20 protein-coding genes are annotated in these 18,990 nt (G+C 44.4%); 12 read left to right on the forward strand and 8 right to left on the reverse strand.

From position 1 onward, the window contains the following. Positions 1 to 3 precede the first annotated feature (3 nt). From QTN95_RS03075 to ttcA, 6 genes are all read left to right on the forward strand, one after another. Positions 4 to 2,376 (forward strand): heavy metal translocating P-type ATPase, encoded by a 2,373-nt coding sequence (locus tag QTN95_RS03075; protein WP_331416289.1) that lies wholly within the window; start codon positions 4 to 6, stop codon positions 2,374 to 2,376. Beyond that, positions 2,377 to 2,541, forward strand: coding sequence for a cbb3-type cytochrome oxidase assembly protein CcoS (gene ccoS / locus QTN95_RS03080; RefSeq protein WP_138971890.1), 165 nt, complete (start codon positions 2,377 to 2,379; stop codon positions 2,539 to 2,541). It begins immediately after the preceding gene. Further along, the gene (locus QTN95_RS03085) at positions 2,538 to 3,212 is read left to right on the forward strand and encodes a sulfite exporter TauE/SafE family protein (protein WP_331416290.1); all 675 of its coding nucleotides are present in this window, start codon (positions 2,538 to 2,540) and stop codon (positions 3,210 to 3,212) included. Before ccoS ends, QTN95_RS03085 begins: the two co-directional genes overlap by 4 nt. 88 nt (positions 3,213 to 3,300) lie before the next feature. Then, positions 3,301 to 4,050, forward strand: coding sequence for an FNR family transcription factor (locus tag QTN95_RS03090; protein WP_331416291.1), 750 nt, complete (start codon positions 3,301 to 3,303; stop codon positions 4,048 to 4,050). A gap of 142 nt (positions 4,051 to 4,192) precedes the next feature. Then, positions 4,193 to 5,140: a universal stress protein UspE gene (gene uspE / locus QTN95_RS03095; protein WP_331416292.1), complete on the forward strand. Its 948-nt coding sequence runs from the start codon at positions 4,193 to 4,195 to the stop codon at positions 5,138 to 5,140. A 134-nt stretch (positions 5,141 to 5,274) separates the two neighbouring features. After that, positions 5,275 to 6,207: a tRNA 2-thiocytidine(32) synthetase TtcA gene (gene ttcA / locus QTN95_RS03100; protein ID WP_331416293.1), complete on the forward strand. Its 933-nt coding sequence runs from the start codon at positions 5,275 to 5,277 to the stop codon at positions 6,205 to 6,207. 34 nt (positions 6,208 to 6,241) lie between these two features. Here ttcA and QTN95_RS03105 read toward each other — a convergent pair whose 3' ends face one another. From QTN95_RS03105 to QTN95_RS03115, 3 genes are read right to left on the reverse strand one after another with little or no spacing between them, the layout of a single operon-like run. After that, positions 6,242 to 6,901 (reverse strand): DUF2987 domain-containing protein, encoded by a 660-nt coding sequence (locus QTN95_RS03105; RefSeq protein WP_331416294.1) that lies wholly within the window; start codon positions 6,899 to 6,901, stop codon positions 6,242 to 6,244. A 12-nt stretch (positions 6,902 to 6,913) separates the two neighbouring features. After that, positions 6,914 to 7,759 carry a glucosaminidase domain-containing protein gene (locus QTN95_RS03110; RefSeq protein WP_331416344.1) on the reverse strand — a complete coding sequence of 282 codons (846 nt, stop codon included), beginning with the start codon at positions 7,757 to 7,759 and terminating at the stop codon, positions 6,914 to 6,916. Continuing rightward, entirely contained in the window at positions 7,752 to 8,555 is an 804-nt protein-coding gene (locus QTN95_RS03115) for a hypothetical protein (protein WP_331416295.1), read from the reverse strand. The genes QTN95_RS03110 and QTN95_RS03115 overlap by 8 nt, the downstream gene beginning before the upstream one ends. A gap of 380 nt (positions 8,556 to 8,935) precedes the next feature. On the opposite strand from QTN95_RS03115, the gene potA reads away from it, so the two are divergent. The 6 genes from potA (at position 8,936) to QTN95_RS03145 (ending at position 14,481) form a co-directional block, all read left to right on the forward strand. Further along, positions 8,936 to 10,069, forward strand: a complete 1,134-nt coding sequence (gene potA, locus QTN95_RS03120; protein ID WP_331416345.1) for a spermidine/putrescine ABC transporter ATP-binding protein PotA — start codon at positions 8,936 to 8,938, stop codon at positions 10,067 to 10,069. Continuing rightward, complete coding sequence (gene potB, locus QTN95_RS03125) at positions 10,050 to 10,910, forward strand: spermidine/putrescine ABC transporter permease PotB (protein WP_138971897.1); 861 nt, start codon at positions 10,050 to 10,052, stop codon at positions 10,908 to 10,910. The genes potA and potB overlap by 20 nt, the downstream gene beginning before the upstream one ends. Further along, the gene (gene potC, locus QTN95_RS03130) at positions 10,910 to 11,680 is read left to right on the forward strand and encodes a spermidine/putrescine ABC transporter permease PotC (RefSeq protein ID WP_138971898.1); all 771 of its coding nucleotides are present in this window, start codon (positions 10,910 to 10,912) and stop codon (positions 11,678 to 11,680) included. The genes potB and potC overlap by 1 nt, the downstream gene beginning before the upstream one ends. A 76-nt stretch (positions 11,681 to 11,756) precedes the next feature. After that, a complete protein-coding gene (locus QTN95_RS03135; protein ID WP_269376471.1) occupies positions 11,757 to 12,791 on the forward strand; it encodes an extracellular solute-binding protein in 1,035 nt (344 codons plus the stop codon). 173 nt (positions 12,792 to 12,964) lie between these two features. Beyond that, positions 12,965 to 14,002: an extracellular solute-binding protein gene (locus tag QTN95_RS03140; RefSeq protein WP_331416296.1), complete on the forward strand. Its 1,038-nt coding sequence runs from the start codon at positions 12,965 to 12,967 to the stop codon at positions 14,000 to 14,002. 173 nt (positions 14,003 to 14,175) lie between these two features. Beyond that, positions 14,176 to 14,481, forward strand: coding sequence for a hypothetical protein (locus QTN95_RS03145; RefSeq protein WP_331416297.1), 306 nt, complete (start codon positions 14,176 to 14,178; stop codon positions 14,479 to 14,481). Between the two features lie 6 nt (positions 14,482 to 14,487). On the opposite strand, the gene cobB is transcribed toward QTN95_RS03145, so the two are convergent. From cobB to fdh3B, 5 genes are all read right to left on the reverse strand, one after another. After that, positions 14,488 to 15,225 carry a Sir2 family NAD+-dependent deacetylase gene (cobB, locus tag QTN95_RS03150; protein ID WP_331416298.1) on the reverse strand — a complete coding sequence of 246 codons (738 nt, stop codon included), beginning with the start codon at positions 15,223 to 15,225 and terminating at the stop codon, positions 14,488 to 14,490. A gap of 169 nt (positions 15,226 to 15,394) precedes the next feature. Further along, entirely contained in the window at positions 15,395 to 16,615 is a 1,221-nt protein-coding gene (locus QTN95_RS03155) for an ammonium transporter (RefSeq protein ID WP_331416346.1), read from the reverse strand. Between the two features lie 300 nt (positions 16,616 to 16,915). Further along, a complete protein-coding gene (locus QTN95_RS03160; protein ID WP_331416299.1) occupies positions 16,916 to 17,332 on the reverse strand; it encodes a hypothetical protein in 417 nt (138 codons plus the stop codon). Beyond that, complete coding sequence (locus QTN95_RS03165; RefSeq protein WP_331416300.1) at positions 17,319 to 18,365, reverse strand: formate dehydrogenase subunit gamma; 1,047 nt, start codon at positions 18,363 to 18,365, stop codon at positions 17,319 to 17,321. Before QTN95_RS03165 ends, QTN95_RS03160 begins: the two co-directional genes overlap by 14 nt. Before the next feature lie 14 nt (positions 18,366 to 18,379). Beyond that, entirely contained in the window at positions 18,380 to 18,988 is a 609-nt protein-coding gene (gene fdh3B / locus QTN95_RS03170; RefSeq protein WP_006878919.1) for a formate dehydrogenase FDH3 subunit beta, read from the reverse strand. Positions 18,989 to 18,990: the final 2 nt, after the last annotated feature.

Consider the following 18,990-nt stretch of genomic DNA (forward strand, 5'->3'; position numbering starts at 1 on the left):
CTTATGTGTAAATCGTGTTATCACTGTGGTGAAGATGTACCAGCCAACACGGATTTTAAAGTAGAGATTCTGGGTGATATCAGAGAAATGTGTTGCCCAGGTTGTGAGACTGTCGCTCAGACGATCGTTGATAGCGGTTTAGTCTCGTACTACCAATATCGCACCGCACCTGCCGAAAAAGCAGATCTCGTTCCTGAACAGTTACAAGCATTAATTCACTACGACAATGATGATGTTCAGTCAGAGTTTGTTCGCAATAGCGAACATTGTTCCGAGGTCACTCTCTCGCTTGATGGGGTTTCTTGTGCAGCTTGTGCCTGGTTGATTGAAAAACAGGTATCAAACAAATCGGGTGTGGTCTCTATTCGTGTCAATACAACCACAAACCGTGCTTTGTTGGCTTGGGACAAAACTCAGGTTCGTCTTAGTGAACTGTTGTCGTTAATCCATCAGTTAGGTTATAAAGCTGCACCATTTGAAGCAGATAAGCAGGAGGCCGCTTATCATCAACAGATGAAGCAGTATCTGTATCGACTAGGCATAGCAGGCTTGGCAACGATGCAGGTTATGATGCTCGCGGTTGCGCTCTACCTAGAAGTCTTCGGCGACTTAGAGCCCGAGTTTAAAAACTACTTCCGCTGGGTGAGTCTAATATTTGCCACGCCAGTGATGCTCTACTCTGCTTTGCCGTTTTATATCAACGCGTGGCGAAGTATTCGCAGCCGTACACTCGGTATGGATGTCCCTGTATCCATTGCCATGATCTTCGCCTATTTCGCCAGCTTGGTCGCCACAGTGACTGAAAAAGGAGAAGTGTTCTTCGAATCTATTTCGATGTTTGCATTCTTCTTATTGGTTGGCCGTTTCTTGGAAATGCGCGCACGTCGTAAGGCTGCGGCTGCGAGTGGAAACTTGTTGAAGTTAATCCCTGCGATTGCGAACAAGTTAAATGGTGACCAAGTACCGGTAAAAACGTTGAAAGTCGGTGACCAGATCCGTGTTCTCCCCGGTGAACATATTCCTGCAGACGGTAAGATCATTTCTGGACGCGTCCACATCGACGAATCCATGCTTACAGGTGAGTCTTTACCTGTGGTCAAGCAAGTGGATGACTATGTGTTTGCAGGGACATTAAACGGTGAAGAATCGTTCGAACTTGAGGTGACCTCTTCAAAAGCCGATTCAATGATTTCGAATATAGTTCGTCTTCAGGATGAAGCGCAGCTATCTAAGCCAAAAATTGCAGAGATCGCTGATATTGTTGCACGCTATTTTGTAGCGGTGATCCTCATTATTGCCGCAAGCACTTGGTTTTTCTGGCACTCAAGTCGCCCAGATGACGCGTTTTGGATCATGTTATCAGTTTTAGTTGCGACGTGTCCGTGCGCGCTTTCGCTTGCTACGCCGACCGCTTTGACATGTGCGACATCTAGAATGGGTAACCTCGGTATCTTGCTGCGTAAAAGTCATGTATTCGAAACTTTGTGTAAGGTGAACCATCTCATTATCGACAAAACAGGGACACTTACCCATGGCGATATCGAGATCAATGAAGTGGATGTGTACGGTGAGCACGACAAACAACAAGTTTTAGCTATTGCTGCGTCACTAGAGTCTCGCGCTAACCACCCTATTGCTCGCGCATTTAAACAATACGCCGATACCAACGTTATCGTCGATGACGTAGAAAACGTGATCGGTTCAGGGATTAAGGGACGTTATCAAGGTTCAGTGGTTAAAATCGGTAGTGCACACTATGTGTTGGGTGAAACAAAGTTCGCACAAGCGAATTCGGTTTATCTGTCCTTAGATGGCATTCATGTTGCGACATTTAGTTACCGCGACCCAATACGTGCTGAAGCAAAAGAGTTTGTAGAGAAGTTCCAGCGTTCGGGTGTCAAAATTACGCTTTTGACTGGCGATACCAGTGAAAACGCGCACCTTGTCGCGAGTAAAATTGGTATTCAAGACGTGGTTGCAGGTGCAAAACCACAAGATAAGCTGAATTATCTCAATAATGTTGACGCCAAAGACATTACCATGATGATTGGTGACGGCATTAATGATGCTCCTACGCTTGCCGGCGCTCATCTATCGGTGGCAATGGGCGGTGGTGCTGACGTCGCCAAAGCTTCCGCAGACATGGTGTTACTCGGTGACAGGCTTGACCGAATTTTGGCAGCTCGTGAACTGGCTTTGCAAACACGTAAGATCATTCGCGAAAACCTGGCTTGGTCGCTTGGTTACAACCTTCTGATCCTGCCACTTGCAGTTGCGGGATTTGTTGCCCCCTATTTTGCAGTTGTCGGTATGTCTGCGAGCTCAATTATTGTAGTATCTAACTCTCTACGCTTGCTCAAAGAAAAAGGTAAATAGATGGAAAGCCTTTATATCCTCATCCCTATTGCTATCGTGCTGGTCTGTGTCGCTGTTGCGGTCTTTCTGTGGGCGGTAAGAAGTGAGCAATTTGAAGATCTTGAACGTCAAGGTCATAACATTTTGTTTGATGAAGACGAACGTAAAGAGAACCCGCCTAAGTGAGCATTGATTGGTTAGGTGCTTTTTTCATTGGCCTTGTGGGCGCTGGCCACTGCATGGGAATGTGTGGAGGTATCGCGTCCATGCTGACAATGGGACAATCGCAACCATCGAAATGGGTTCCGTTGTTCTATAACAGTGGTCGCTTAATTAGCTACGCTGTCATTGGCGCCATCGTAGGTGGCGCCTTTTCGACAATTTCACAAGTTAGCCAACTTAACGATGCATTGATTTGGTTAAGACTTGCCGCTGCGCTATTTATGGTTCTATTGGCCTGTTACATTGGTCGTTGGTGGCAAGGCTTACTTCACATCGAAAAACTTGGCCAAGTTATCTGGCGATTTATATCCCCCGCAGGTAAATCCTTGTTGCCACTCAAATCTTCACTCCATGCGCTTCCATTTGGATTTGTTTGGGGTTGGCTTCCATGTGGACTCGTGTATTCAACGTTAACGTGGTCAGCCGTATCCGGAAGTGCACTCAACGGTGCGTTAGTCATGCTAGCATTTGGGGCCGGAACCCTACCCGCGATGCTACTTGTAGGACATGCAGCGACCTCACTCCATAAGCTGCAAAACTCTGATATATTCCGTCACATTGTTGCATTTACTATCTTAACCTATGGCCTATATACAGGCTATGGTGCACTGTCTTTACTTAACATTAGTTTTTAGTCGGCTGTTTTTATGCGCTTTTTTCCACTATCCTTTAGTCGTAATGGGTGCTAAAATATTGATGTATATCAAATAGTGAAAGGTTGTTATGATTTCTGAAAAGCCTGCAATAAAGCGCATTCAATCTGGTGGTTGTGCAATCCACTGTCAAGACTGTAGTATCAGTCAGCTTTGTATTCCGTTTACGCTCAATGAATCTGAACTCGATCAACTCGATCAGATCATCGAACGTAAAAAGCCAATCCAGAAAGGACAGGAATTGTTTAAAGCAGGAGATGACCTTAAATCTCTTTATGCAATCCGTTCAGGTACGATCAAAAGTTACACCATCACAGAACAAGGAGATGAGCAGATTACTGCTTTCCACCTAGCGGGTGACCTAGTAGGTTTTGATGCAATTACTGGTGATTTGCACCCTAGCTTTGCTCAAGCGCTAGAAACCTCGATGGTTTGTGAAATTCCGTACGAGATCCTTGATGACCTTTCAGGTAAAATGCCGAAATTACGTCAGCAAATCATGCGTTTGATGAGTAACGAAATCAAAGGCGATCAGGAGATGATTCTTCTGCTATCGAAAAAGAATGCCGAAGAGCGTTTAGCTGCATTCTTGTACAACCTTTCTACTCGTTTCTCTCAACGTGGTTTTAGTCCACGTGAATTCCGTCTTACCATGACTCGTGGTGATATCGGTAACTATCTAGGACTTACCGTCGAAACGATTTCTCGTCTCTTGGGCCGTTTCCAAAAGTCGGAAATTCTAAGTGTTAAGGGTAAATACATTACTATTCTTAACCACGATGCGCTTATGGAATTGGCTGGCGTTTCAAAAGAATCATAATAATTTTCAATGATGTAGCTCGTTTTTCAGCATGATGATGAGCTACATCAAACTTCTCTTACATTCCTCCAATTATTTCTAAAACTCTACGTCCAACTAAGCTACATTAATCATATGCCCTCCTCGTCTCTAAGGAGTCAATATGAGTATCTACAATAAGATTTTGGTCGTTGCTGACATTAATAAAGATGAACAGCCAGCCTTAGCTCGTGCTATGCAACTTGCAGCGAAAAGTCGATCTCCAAGCCGGGTAACCTTCTTTCTTTCTATCTACGATTTTTCCTATGACATGACGTCCATGTTATCTGTCGATGAACGCGACGCAATGCGTCGTGGAGTCATTCAGCAACGCGAACAATGGATGCGTAAAATCGCCAAAGATTACATTAATGACGACGTCAACTTCGATGTTCGCGTGGTGTGGCACAACCGCCCTTATGAGGCGATTATTGCTGAGGTATTTGCCAGCGAACACGACATTGTTATTAAGGGGACACGTAAACACGATGTGCTGGAGTCTGTAATTTTTACTCCCACCGACTGGCATCTATTACGTAAATGTCCATGCCCTGTTCTGCTAGTGAAGAACGCTGATTGGCCCGAAGATTCTAGCATCTTGGCTTCAGTTCACGTTGGCTCAGAGAACGATACCCACCTTGGTCTAAACGATGCCATGGTAGAACAGCTCAATAGTCTGACTGAGCGGTTAGGCGCGAAGCCTTATCTGGTCAATGCGTACCCTGTTACTCCAGCAAACATTACGATTGAGTTACCAGAATTCGATCCAGCGACCTATACCGACGCGGTACGTGGACATCACCTTACTGCGATGAAAGCTCTGCGTCAGAAACACGGTTATGACGAAGAACAAACCGTTGTAGAACAAGGATTGCCTGAAGACATCATTCCTGAGGCCGCTGAGCGACTCAATGCTGCGATGGTTATCATTGGCACAACGGGCAGAACAGGATTGTCAGCCGTCTTTATTGGTAACACAGCAGAACACGTGATCGATAAGATTAATTGTGATGTGATGGCGTTGAAACCACAAGGTTATATCAGCCCGCTCGATCCAAAAACCGCTATCTAGTGCAAAGCCTCTCTCCGTCCCCTCTTTGAGGGGACTTTTTTTTGTTCTCCGCTGAATAGATCTAGCATCTGTTCCATTTATCCGTATCATACGCACTTCATTTTGTTTTGAAGATTGATGAAGACTGCAAGCTAATGACCGAGCAAACTCAAGAGCGTACTAAAGCTCAACAATATAATTTTAACAAGCTACAAAAGCGTATTCGCCGTAATACAGGCCAAGCGATCCAAGACTTCAACATGATTGAAGATGGTGACCGTATCATGGTGTGTTTATCTGGCGGTAAAGATAGCTTTACTATGCTTGATATCCTAATGAGCTTACAAAAGAGCGCGCCGATTTCATTCTCGCTAGTTGCAGTTAACCTTGACCAAAAACAGCCTGGTTTCCCAGGTCACATTCTTCCTGAATACCTTGAATCTCTCGGCGTTGAGTACAAAATTGTCGAAGAAGACACTTACTCAATCGTTCAGGACAAGATCCCAGAAGGCAAAACAACCTGTTCACTTTGCTCTCGTTTGCGCCGTGGTATCCTTTACCGTACCGCTAACGAACTCGGTGCGACGAAAATCGCATTAGGCCATCATCGTGATGACATTCTAGAAACTCTATTCTTGAACATGTTCCATGGCGGAAAAATGAAGGGAATGCCTCCTAAGTTGGTATCAGATAATGGCGAACACGTTGTCATTCGTCCGCTCGCATACTGCCGCGAAAAAGATATCATCAAATATTCAGAGATGCGTGAATACCCTATCATTCCTTGTAACCTTTGTGGTTCACAGCCTAATTTGCAGCGTCAAAACATCAAGCAGATGCTCAATGATTGGGACAAACGCTTCCCTGGCCGTATCGAGACGATGTTCCGTGCAATGCAAAATGTCGTACCAAGCCACCTTGCTGACTTCGAATTATTTGATTTCAAATCGATCGACAAAAACTCTGGTGTAATCAACGGTGGTGATATTGGTTTCGATAAAGAAGAAATGCCAACTCAGACTGTTCAAGACCCAGATATGGTTCACGAGTTTGATCCAAGCCTTCAGCTTAATGTCACCAGCATCTAATCCGAATAAAAAGGGTCGCAATGCGACCCTTTTTTCATTTTGCTTTAGGCAAGTACGGCAGCACACGCGCTGTCTCTTGCGGCAAGGTCATAAAGCCTCCCTCACCAATATCATCTAGAGAGACTTGAACTTTACCATCAATAATGGGTTTTGATTTACCGTTAGAAAAAACGATTTTTGAATTGAGTTTGTCTGCAAACTCGAGTGTCACACCTTCGACATCAGGTGTGAACCAACTAGCAAACATGCCCCCTAACTGCTCTAAAATAGCCTGCATTTGTGGCAGGAGAACTTTTACCTGATCGTACGTGACATTGTCACTCATTGGTTGTTTGGTCATCACGACCATAGAAAAGTCACAGCGCATATCCATCGGCGTATGGACAAAAACCAAAGGGTTAGCCGATCGTAAGTTATCGTCTAGAGGAACAATCACTTCGTTATATGGCGAAACCTTAAGGTCTTCGTAGTGTTCTTCTTTCTCCATCCAGGCTTTTTCGATATTACACAATTGTTTGGTATTAGCATTAAGGAAGAAGAACCCTACTTTTACATCATCATGTCCCTCTTTCGCATTCTGCTTCATGTGTGAGTAGAGCTTTGAGTAGGTGAACATGTATTCTTGAGCTTGAGCAGGTAAAACAGCCGCACCCGTTAGCGCTGCGGCCAAAAACATTGACGTTACTTTCTTCATGAAATTATATACTTATTGTTTGACGATCGGATTTTCCCAGAAGCTCTGATTGTGCCTGATCATGCTTTGTAAATCGTTGACGTAGGCCTCACCTCGTTCAGAGTACTTCAGTAATCCATTGGACAGCGCCATTGCAGCCTCAGTATCAGTCAAGCTTTGTCCGGCAAGATGTCGTTGATAACGAATTTCTCTCAGCTCTTCATAAGCGTTATTGCGATTGACGTTCATAAAATAGCCGTAAATCGACTTCTGAACCGAACTGAACTTAGCCACTTCATGGGTCATGCCGTCGCCACGTTGAAGAGGGACAAGCCCACAACCTGACTGATAACACCATTGTCCAAAGTAGTTATTGGCTTCGGTGGCAAAACGCGAAGTGCCCCACGCCGATTCATTTGCGCCTTGAACCAAAACCAGTGCTTCAGGTATGACGTCGACACGGTGAAGCATATCGTCGAGCCACTGTTGCGATATTCCATCAGAAGGCAGTTCAACATTGTAGAGCTTGCCTAAACGCAGCGCGTAAGACTTATCCGCATCGTCGAGCGATTTTTGCAAGTAGTTCTGCTGAATTGAATCTAAGCGCAGACGCTCGTTTCTCACTCTCTGGTTTTCGAGTGCGATACCAGGTCGAAGGTAGTCAAAGAATGCCTGCTTCTTTTGTTTTACATCGGTGATGGCAGCAAAATTAGGCGCGCTACCTACAGCTGAAGGCTTAACCTTCTGCTGCATCTCTGTTGCAACCGCTGCCACTCTCTTTTTTTCGCGCTCTTCTGCGGCATTTCGTTCGTACCCATAAAGAGAGCAACCAGCAATAATACTCGCCGCAGCAATCGCTATAAATTCACTTTTACGCATTGAACACTTGTGGATCGTTGTCATTATCGTCTTCATCTTTTGGTCGGTCTGAGGCAATGATTTTTAGTTTGATGCCAAACATGTTGCGGTAAACAATCCCCTTAACATGGAAGAAAAACGGCAACACAAATATTAGACCTAAGCCGTAAAACATCATGCCGAGCACAAACATAATCGACACAACAATGTAGATTCCCGCCAGAGCAAATATCTTTTTGTTCACCGCACGCAGAGAGAGCAGCAGTGATTGCATTGGGGGAACTTGTTTCTCACAGATTAAAAGAATCGAGTTACTGAATGCCAGCGACAAATACAAAGATAGGAACGGAAATATCATTCCTGCGATACCTTGTAGTAATAAACTGAACAGTGTAGCCAGAATGACAGGTACGGTATACTGCAACCCTTTACCAATATGGCGTGGTTTGGTGGCAAGGCCCGCAGCGTGGCTCATCGCCATTAAACTAATCCCCGCATAGATAGGCGCGCTGATGACTTCATAGCTAAAGTTAGCAATCATGATGGCGTTGAAGATACTTGGATCAAATGCCTCTTGATTCGTAAAAGCATCAATAATGATACCAGGGTTACCCAGTTGCAGCTTTAGTGCTATGTAGAAAATCGCCAGTTGTAAGGCGATCAAAATAATGATCGAAGGTGAAAATGAAAGGAAGTTTTTAACGGTATGTTGCCATGCTTCCTTAAACACGTCTCCTGCTTTAAGGTCATAGTCGCCGGACAAAGCACGCTCTACGCTACCGCCCAAATTGAAGTCTTTTTCAATGTCGTTGTTCATTCGTGAATCCAGTGGCCAGTTGTACGTTCATTCCAGCCAACTTGTTAATAGAAAATTTCGGCTATTATACTGCAACACTAAGCGGTCTAAAATCGAATCTCAATGATGAGCTTGCTTTCTCAATTGTTTGGATGATAATTAGCCACTAATGCGTCATCTAATTGCATTTATCTTACTCTAAGGCAAAGAAAAATAACCCTTATCTGCAAGCCGTTACCCATATATAGAGAGTATGGTAAGGAATGTTTACTTAAGCCTGCAAAATTTTTTGTGTTTCAGGATAAGAAAATGCTTTGAATTCACACTTTTGATGATTATGATGCGCGCCTCTAATTTGTGTAACTACGGGTCATTCAGTTAAGTCACTTTAAATGACCAATGTGGGAGAAAAACAGACGTTGAACGCTAAACAAAATGCAGGACAACCAGTAGTTCGTCTTACTGGAATTAGCAAAAGTTTCGATGGTAAGGAAATCATCGCAAATCTTAACCTTGATGTTAATCATGGTGAGTTTCTAACGATTTTGGGCCCTTCTGGTTGTGGTAAAACAACCGTATTAAGAATGATCGCTGGTTTTGAAAGCGCTGACAATGGTCAGATCATTCTAGACAACCAAAATGTAACTCAAGTTCCTGCAGAGCAAAGGCACGTAAACACTGTTTTCCAGAGTTATGCACTATTTCCCCATATGACGGTGTTTGAAAACGTCGCTTTCGGTCTCCGCATGCAGAAAGTCAATGCAGCTGAAATCGAGCCTCGAGTGATGGATGCGTTACGTATGGTTCGCCTAGAAAAAATGGCTCAGCGTAAGCCTCATCAGCTTTCAGGAGGTCAACAGCAACGTATCGCTATCGCTCGCGCCGTAGTGAACAAGCCAAAAGTCCTCTTGCTTGACGAATCCCTATCTGCACTTGATTACAAACTGCGTAAACAGATGCAAATTGAGTTAAAACAATTACAGCGTCAGTTAGGTATTACCTTTATTTTCGTTACTCACGACCAAGAAGAAGCATTATCGATGTCAGATCGCATCATCGTTATGCGCGACGGTGTTATCGAGCAAGACGGTTCACCACGTGAGATTTACGAAGAACCTAAGAATCTATTCGTTGCACGCTTTATCGGCGAGATCAACGTGTTCCACGCCACCATGATTGAGCGCCTTGACGAAAAACGCGTTCGAGCTGAAATTGAAGGCGTAGAGTCCGTTGTATACTACGAAAAAGAAGCGTCAGCTGGTGACAAACTAACAGTACTACTTCGCCCAGAAGATTTACGTATCGAAGAGATTAAAGAATCAGAACAAGAAGGTATCGTTGGTCACGTTACTGAGCGTACCTACAAAGGTATGACGTTAGATTCTGTCATTGAACTGGAATCTGGCATGCGTGTGATGGTCAGCGAGTTCTTCAATGAAGATGATCCAGATGTGGATCACTCATTAGGTCAAAAAGTCGCTATCACTTGGGTTGAAAGCTGGGAGGTAGTACTCGATGAAAGCCAAGAAGCTTAGCCTTCAGAACGCAATCATTGCCTTAATTGTTGGTTGGCTAACACTGTTTGTGCTGGTGCCAAACGTAATGATTATTGGCACCAGTTTTCTGACTCGCGATGAAGCAAATCTAATCGAGATGACGTTTACTCTCGATAACTATTTCCGATTGCTTGATCCGTTGTACGCCAAAGTGCTATTGCACTCATTTTACATGGCTATTATTGCGACGTTACTGTGTTTAGTCATTGGTTATCCATTTGCTTACATCGTCGCTAAGATGCCAGAGAAATGGCGTCCATTTATGCTGTTTCTAGTGATTGTTCCATTTTGGACTAACTCACTTATCCGAACCTACGGACTTAAAATTGTGTTGGGTACTCAAGGTATTCTAAACCAATCGCTCATGGCGCTGGACATTATTGATAAGCCACTTCGTCTTATGTACACAGAGACGGCAGTGATGATTGGTTTAGTCTATATCCTATTACCTTTTATGATTTTGCCCCTCTACTCGGCTATTGAGAAGTTGGACAACACATACATTGAAGCAGCGAAAGATTTAGGTGCGAACAAGTTTCAGACCATCACAAAAGTTATTCTACCGCTAACAATGCCTGGCATTATAGGTGGTTGTTTGTTGGTGCTGTTGCCAGCTCTCGGTATGTTCTACATATCGGATCTACTGGGTGGAGCGAAGAATCTACTGATTGGTAACGTGATTAAGAGCCAAGTGCTTAACGCTCGTGATTGGCCGTTTGGTGCAGCCACAAGTATTGCACTGACCATTGCGATGGCAATCATGCTCTACGCCTACTACAGAGCGGGTAAATTATTGAATAAGAAAGTGGAGCTAGACTGATGGGACGTACTGTTCGATTTAGCTTTATGACATTGGTGTATGCATTTTTGTATTTGCCAATCGTGGTGTTGATTGTTAACTCATTCAATGCCAACAAATTTGGAATGAAATGGGGTGGCTTTACCACTAAATGGTATGAGACGCTGATCAACAATGACAGTTTAATGCAGGCTGCTTGGCATTCACTAAATGTCGCCATCTTTTCTGCTACAGCTGCTACAATTATCGGCAGTTTGACTGCCGTTGCCCTATTCCGTTACTCGTTTAAGGGTAAAGGCGCAGTTAATGGCATGCTGTTTGTTGTTATGATGTCTCCAGATATCGTCATGGCAATCTCCTTACTGGCCTTGTTTTTGGTGCTTGGCGCTCAATTGGGCTTTTTCACCCTGTTGATTGCTCACATTACATTCTGTCTGCCATTCGTGGTAGTCACCGTCTACAGTCGCTTGAACGGCTTTGACGTAAAAATGCTTGAAGCGGCGAAAGATCTGGGTGCCAGTGAATGGACCATTTTAAAACAGATCATTTTGCCACTGGCTAAACCGGCCGTTGCGGCGGGTTGGCTATTGAGTTTCACCCTTTCACTAGACGACGTGATCATCAGCTCGTTTGTGACAGGACCAACTTATGAAATTTTGCCACTGAAAATTTATTCAATGGTCAAAGTCGGCATATCACCGGAAGTGAATGCCTTAGCAACAGTAATGCTGATTGTCTCACTTGTTCTAGTCGTAGCATCACAGCTATTGGCTAGAGAAAAAGTGAAGTAATTCAGTATTTAAAACGAGACAGAATGGGTTAAGCCATTCTGTTTTTCTATCTACGTTTGGTTTGGAGCTAACGTCAATGAAGAAATGGGCTACTCTATTAGCTGGTAGTGCATGTGCGCTTTCTCTGTTCTCTGGTTCAGTGGCAGCGGACGAAAACAAAGAACTGGTATTTATGAACTGGGGTCCTTACATCAACAGTAATATCCTAGAGCAATTTACCAAAGAAACGGGTATCAAAGTTATCTACTCGACTTACGAGTCAAACGAGACTTTGTACGCGAAGCTAAAAACTCATAATCAAGGTTACGACCTAGTCGTACCTTCGACGTATTTCGTAGCAAAAATGCGCGACGAAGGTATGTTGCAGAAGATTGACAAATCTAAGCTGTCAAACTTCGACAACCTTGATAAAAATTACCTAGATAAGCCATACGATCCTAACAACGACTACTCTATTCCACACGTTGTTGCGATTACTGGTCTTGCGGTAAACACTGACATGTACGACGCGAACGATTTTCAAAGCTGGGCGGATCTATGGAACCCAGAGCTTGAAGGTCAGCTAATGCTAATGGATGACACTCGTGAAGTGTTCCACATCGCTCTGCGCAAGTTAGGTTACTCTGGTAACTCAACTGACCCTAAACAGATTGATGAAGCGTACGCGGAACTTCAAAAGTTAATGCCAAACGTATTGGTCTTTAACTCTGATAACCCAGGTGCTCCTTACATGTCAGGTGAAGTTGGCGTTGGTATGCTTTGGAATGGCAGCGCAGCGGCAGCTCAAAATGAAGGTATGAACCTTAAACTTGTCTTCCCTAAAGAAGGCGGTATCGGTTGGGTTGATAACTTTGCTATTTCTTCTGGTGCGAAAAATGTAGATGCTGCACATAAGATGATCGACTTCTTACTACGTCCAGAAATTGCTGAGCAGATTTCTCGTGACACAGGTTATCTGACAGCTGTTGCTGAGTCTAACGCGAAGTTCAAAGACATCGCTCCACTATTCCCTTCTCAAGAAGATCTTGACCGCGTAGAGTGGCAAGATTCAGTGGGCGACTTGACGGTTAAGTACGAGGAATACTTCCTTAAACTTAAAGCTGGTCAATAAGTCAGCGAAAATTATGAAAATAGGCAGCCTTGGCTGCCTATTTTGGTCTTGGGCTGATATAATTCCGTTTTGTATCTCTTGTTGTCCTAACAAGAAAGTTAACTCACTGCTTAATCAGAGTATTTGGCTTGGATAGGTCTTATGCTGATTAAGCAAAGAAAAACGGAAACATAATGAAAAGTAAATTCTATGCAAGCGCACTGTGCGCAGCGACTTTGATCGCTACTCCTGCAATGGCTGCTGATCAAGAACTCTACTTCTACAACTGGTCTGAATACATTCCAAATGAAGTTCTTGAAGACTTTACAAAAGAAACTGGGATCAAAGTTATCTACTCGACTTACGAGTCTAACGAAAGCATGTATGCCAAGCTTAAGACCCAGGGTTCTGGTTACGATCTAGTAGTACCGTCTACTTACTTCGTGTCAAAAATGCGCAAAGAAGACATGCTTCAACAAATCGACAAAACTAAACTGTCTCATTTCAGTGATCTAGACACTAACTTCCTTAACAAGCCGTTCGATCCAAACAACAATTACTCTATCCCTTATATCTGGGGCGCAACGGGCATTGGCATCAACTCAGATATGCTAGACAAGTCGTCAGTCACAAAATGGGACGATTTCTGGGACAGCAAGTGGGAAGGCCAATTAATGTTAATGGATGACTCTCGCGAAGTGTTCCATATTGCCCTAACCAAACTAGGTTACTCACCAAACACAACCGATCCAAAAGAGATCGAAGCTGCTTACCAAGAACTGAAAAAGCTAATGCCAAACGTATTAGTTTTTAACTCTGATTTTCCTGCAAACCCATACCTAGCAGGTGAAGTATCACTTGGCATGCTTTGGAACGGCAGTGCATACATGGCGCGTGAAGAAGGCGCTTCAATCGATATCATCTGGCCAGAAAAAGGCACCGTTTTCTGGATGGATAGCTTAGCGATTCCAGCTGGCGCTAAAAACGTTGATGCTGCACACAAAATGATCGATTTCCTACTTCGTCCAGAGAACGCCGCTAAGATTGCACTTGAGATTGGTTACCCTACTCCTGTAGCGACAGCGCATGACCTGCTACCAAAAGAATTTGCTAACGATCCAAGCATCTTCCCTCCACAAGAAGTGATGGACAGCGGTACATGGCAAGATGAAGTTGGCGAAGCGAGCGTGCTTTACGACGAATACTTCCAGAAACTAAAAGTGGATAACTAATCCAAAAATTAGTTTTCAGTTATATACTTAAAAAGCGGCGCCGGCCGCTTTATTTGTATCCCCCGCGTCAAAAGCCCTTCTCTAAGGAGAAACTAGTTAAGTATCAACTAATCCTGCTCTCTTTAGCTTTCATCGGTGCTGCCACACTCATCTCGACTTACTTTGGTCGCACAATGAACATTGAATCTCGTCATGATTTACTGTTCGAATCAAATACCTTATTCATCTTGTTCTTTATCTATTTCTTTTTAGCCAAAAGAGTAGTGACGAGTTATTTAGTCAGGAACGGTTTCTTACTGCTCATTATTAATCAAGCTTATGATGTGGTGACGGAGATAGAATTCCTTACTTCCTTGATGAAGGTAGCGCCTATCGAATCAGAAACCAAGCGACAGGAGTTCAAAGAAGCGCTTATCAAAACGGATCAAGCGATGTATCAAATAAAACACTCTCAGCGCGAAGGCAGAGAGCAGAGATAAGCGGGTTTACGCGTGTTTGACATCTTCACGCTGCAGTTGGAGGATCTCTTCCACCAATTTAGGCACCTCGACGCTTGCCTTTCCGTAACGCTTCTCTTCAAACTCACTTTCTACTGCACTCGGTTCCAAGTTGATTTCAATCGTGTGTGCGCCATGCATTTTAGCGTCATGCACGAATCCAGCGGCAGGATAAACGACCCCAGACGTGCCGATAGAAACAAACAAGTCAGCAGCTTCTAATGAGGCATAAATATCGCCCATTTTTAAGGGCATCTCACCAAACCAAACCACATGAGGCCTCATTTGAGCAGGGATCTGACAGCAATGGCAAAGATCGCCGGTATGGATTTCACCCTTCTCTTCAACAACCTGATTTGATTCACTGCAACGCGCTTTTAATAGCTCGCCGTGCATATGGATGACATTATTACTCCCACCGCGTTCATGGAGATTGTCAATGTTTTGGGTAATAACGGTGACAGTACCTTCCAGCTCCTGCTCGAGTTTGCCCAAAGCAATGTGAGCAGGGTTTGGCTTGATTGTCGGATTTTGTAGCCCTAAGCGACGTTTATTATAAAAGTCTTGCACTAAATCTGGATTACGCTCAAAGCCTTCCGGCGTTGCCACATCTTCTATACGGTGGTTTTCCCACAGCCCATCCTGTGTGCGAAACGTTTCAATACCAGACTCAGCAGAGATTCCAGCGCCGGTTAATACAACGACATTACGATACGGGAGCTTCATACCACATCCTCTTTAGTGTTCATTGAGTTAGCTTAGCATTGTCTGATTCTCGGTATAAGCCAACAAGATTAGACCATGGTCGAAGTTACCGCAGTTTTACCCATTTTTTGTGAGGTTAAACAAAAAGGCAGCCACTTGGCTGCCTTCCGAAACACCAATCTTCACGCATTTAATCTTCGTTTGTTGACGAAATTTTGTGAATAGCCAAATCGGCACCGTTAAACTCATCTTCTTCAGAAAGGCGCAGGCCCGTTAGTTTATTGATGACACCATAGACGAGCACGGCACCGACTAGAGCAATAGAAATGCCCGCCAAGGTCCCTAGAACTTGCACTGTTAAACTGACGCCTCCAAGACCGCCGAGAGCACTCTGGCCGAAAATACCTGCCGCTACACCGCCCCACGCGCCACATACCCCATGCAAAGGCCAAACACCCAGTACATCGTCAATTTTTGTCTTGTTCTGTAGGTAGGTAAATAAGTAAACAAACAGAGCGCCAGCGAGTGAACCTGTGACCAACGCACCAATCGGGTGCATCAGGTCTGAACCCGCACAAACTGCGACAAGCCCTGCTAAAGGACCATTGTGGATAAAGCCTGGGTCGTTTTTGCCTGCAATTAGCGCTGCTACAATGCCGCCCACCATCGCCATCAAAGAGTTCATGGCCACAAGACCACTGATGCCATTCAGTGTCTGAGCTGACATGACGTTAAAGCCAAACCATCCGACGCATAGAATCCACGCACCTAACGCCAGAAACGGAATATTGGATGGGGCAAAGTTTGTGTGTTTACCCGCACGAACACGACCCTTACGCATACCTAGGAAGATAACCGCAACCAGAGCAATCCAACCTCCGACACCATGAACGACTACAGAACCTGCAAAGTCGTGGAAGCCATAGCCAAACTGTGTTTCAAACCAATTTTGAACACCGTAGTTGCCATTCCAAATCATGCCCTCGAAAAGTGGATAGACCAAGCCTACCGTAAAAAACGTGGCAATTAAGATGGGATATAAACGTGCACGCTCAGCAATACCACCGGATACAATAGCAGGAATCGCAGCGGCGAACGTTAGTAAGAAAAAGAACTTCACTAGCTCGTAACCGTTGCCTTGCGATAAGGTTTCTGCATCGGCAAAAAAATTGGCCCCATAAGCCACCCAGTATCCAATGAAGAAGTATGCGATGGCAGAAATGCCGAAATCGGCAAGAATCTTGACGAGTGCGTTGACTTGGTTTTTGTGACGGACTGTCCCTACTTCAAGAAAAGCAAAGCCTGCGTGCATCAAAAATACCATGATTGCACCGAGTAATAAGAACAGTGTATCTGAACTTTGTGTCAGGGTTTGTACCGCTCCATGTACCTGACTGGCATCTACGCTCATTGTCATTTGTCTCCTTTGTCGCCCAACGTCTGTGCGTTGGGCATTTTTATTTCACCATATTGGTGAATTGATAATGAGACATAGCAAGGGCAAGCTTTGTGCCAAATAAATCACATAATTATCAACTCGTGTAATTCATTGATTTTACTTATAAAAACAAATTTCTAACGATAAAGTTGCGCAACGAAAGATAAGAACGACGCATAAAAATGCACTTTTTTGGTGAGACCGCACCAACTTAATGCGCTCAAATTTTGTGCACGCAATAAAAAAGCCCTGTTAAACAGGGCTTTGAATTAATTATAGGTTTGGACCTTTGACCATACTAAATGGCTGATTTTCTCTAAGCTTTTGCATCCCCTGATACATGCGTACAAACCACAATAATATCGCAATCGCACCAAACAGCATTCCCACGTAAGGGATGTAGTACGCGATTTCATCGATAACATTGCTGTTGTACCAGTAGTCGTTAACACCAATCAGGACACCATTAGATGTCGCGACTGTGATAATCAGCACCACAAAGAAGGTTAGGTTTAGGAAGAAAGTACGAATCAAACCGTAATAGTGTGAATCAACAATCTCACCATCCTCTCCTTTATCCAAACGATAACCTGCATAGATAATCGCGATCACTCCAGAGATAAGGCAAGTGAATGGAGTAAATATGCTAAGGATATACGCTACCCAAATCCCGTTATTAGGCTTGCTCATCGGCGCGCACTCCTTTCACATCTTGAACGGTTGTTGTTTGTTTTTCCTGCTCTTTAGCCATCATTTCTTGGTACCAAAGATCATGATGTTCTTTTGCCCAAGTCTCATCAACTTCACCGGTGACCATACCTTCTAGCGCCCCTTCCATACCAAACAAACCGATGTAGATATGGAAGACGAAGCCGCAGATAAGGATAAGCGCAGCCAACATATGAACTAAGTTCGATAGCTCCATGTCGCGACGAGTCTGACCGAAGATTGGGAAATCCAACACTAAGCCACTGAACGCGACAACACTACCAACAACGATCAGAAGCCAAAATAGCGCTTTCTCGCCCGCATTCGAAAACTCAGCTGAAGGGTGAGAACCTTTGTGCTTACCAACCATACCTCCGAGCTTCATAAACCAAGCAATGTCCACCTTCTTGAAGGTAGATTTACGCCACCATTTAATCAGCACACATAGCAGCAACACATAGAAAATTGGTCCTATGTAGTTGTGGTATTGTTTAGCCAGCATAATGATGAATCCCCACAGCTCTGTTGGGATATATGGTTTAAGGAAATGCTTACCGTAAACCAGCATTAAGCCGCTAAACGCGAGGGTCAAGAAGGTGAATGCCATACTCCAGTGCAGTGCACGATCAAGACGGGACCAGCGTTTGATCTTTTTGCCCGTCCGAGGCGCACTTAACATTAGCGGACCAATCACGATATACATCATGGTCACTAATGCGATACTACCGAAAATCGCCACAGCTCCCGCAGGAGACATCCATTTTTCTTTTAAAATGTACCAAGCTTGACCTGGGGTACTAATTAGCATTCCGTGCTCTGGGAACTGAGACGTCGTGTAGCCCACTTCGCCCTGACGAACTTGACGCCAATAATCGGCACCAGCTAATTGCGTCATTTCACGTTGTGCAACATCAGACTCTTTTTGCTCAGCATGCGCAGGCAACGACAAAGCAAAAAGCAATGCTGCCATCAGTGACAGCATCGCAAGAGATGCACGTTTAAACATTGAAAACATGAATCTCTCCACCGTTAGCTTTTCGTTGCGTCATAAGACAGATCATTGCCATCTGTCCAGCCCGCGCCCTTGGCTCCACGTTCAACAACGCGTTGACGGAAGATGTCAGAGACCTTTTCTGCATCACCGGCAAGCAGCGCTTTTGTCGAGCATAGAGAAGCACACATTGGGAGCTTACCTTCTGCAATGCGGTTGGCACCGTATTTTTGGCGTTCTTCTACCGAACCTGGTTCAGTTTCAGGACCGCCAGCACAGAATGTACACTTGTCCATTTTACCGCGTTCACCAAACGAAGCTTGTTTAGGGAACTGAGGAGCACCAAACGGGCACGCGAATAAGCAGTAACCACAACCGATGCAAAGATCTTTGTTGTGTAACACGATGCCATCTTCGGTGTGCTCAAAGCAGTCAGCAGGACACACGGCTTTACATGGCGCATCGGTACAGTGCATACACGCAACCGAAATCGAGTTTTCACCTGGTTCGCCATCATTGAGTGTGACTACGCGACGACGTTGAATCCCCCACTCAAGCGCATCGTCATTTTCGTTCTTACATGCAGTGACACAGCCGTTACATTCGATACAGCGTTTGGTGTCACAAAGGAATTTCATTCTAGCCATCA

It is taken from the genome of Vibrio sp. M260112, from assembly GCF_036533775.1.
In the GTDB taxonomy this organism is placed as follows: domain Bacteria; phylum Pseudomonadota; class Gammaproteobacteria; order Enterobacterales; family Vibrionaceae; genus Vibrio.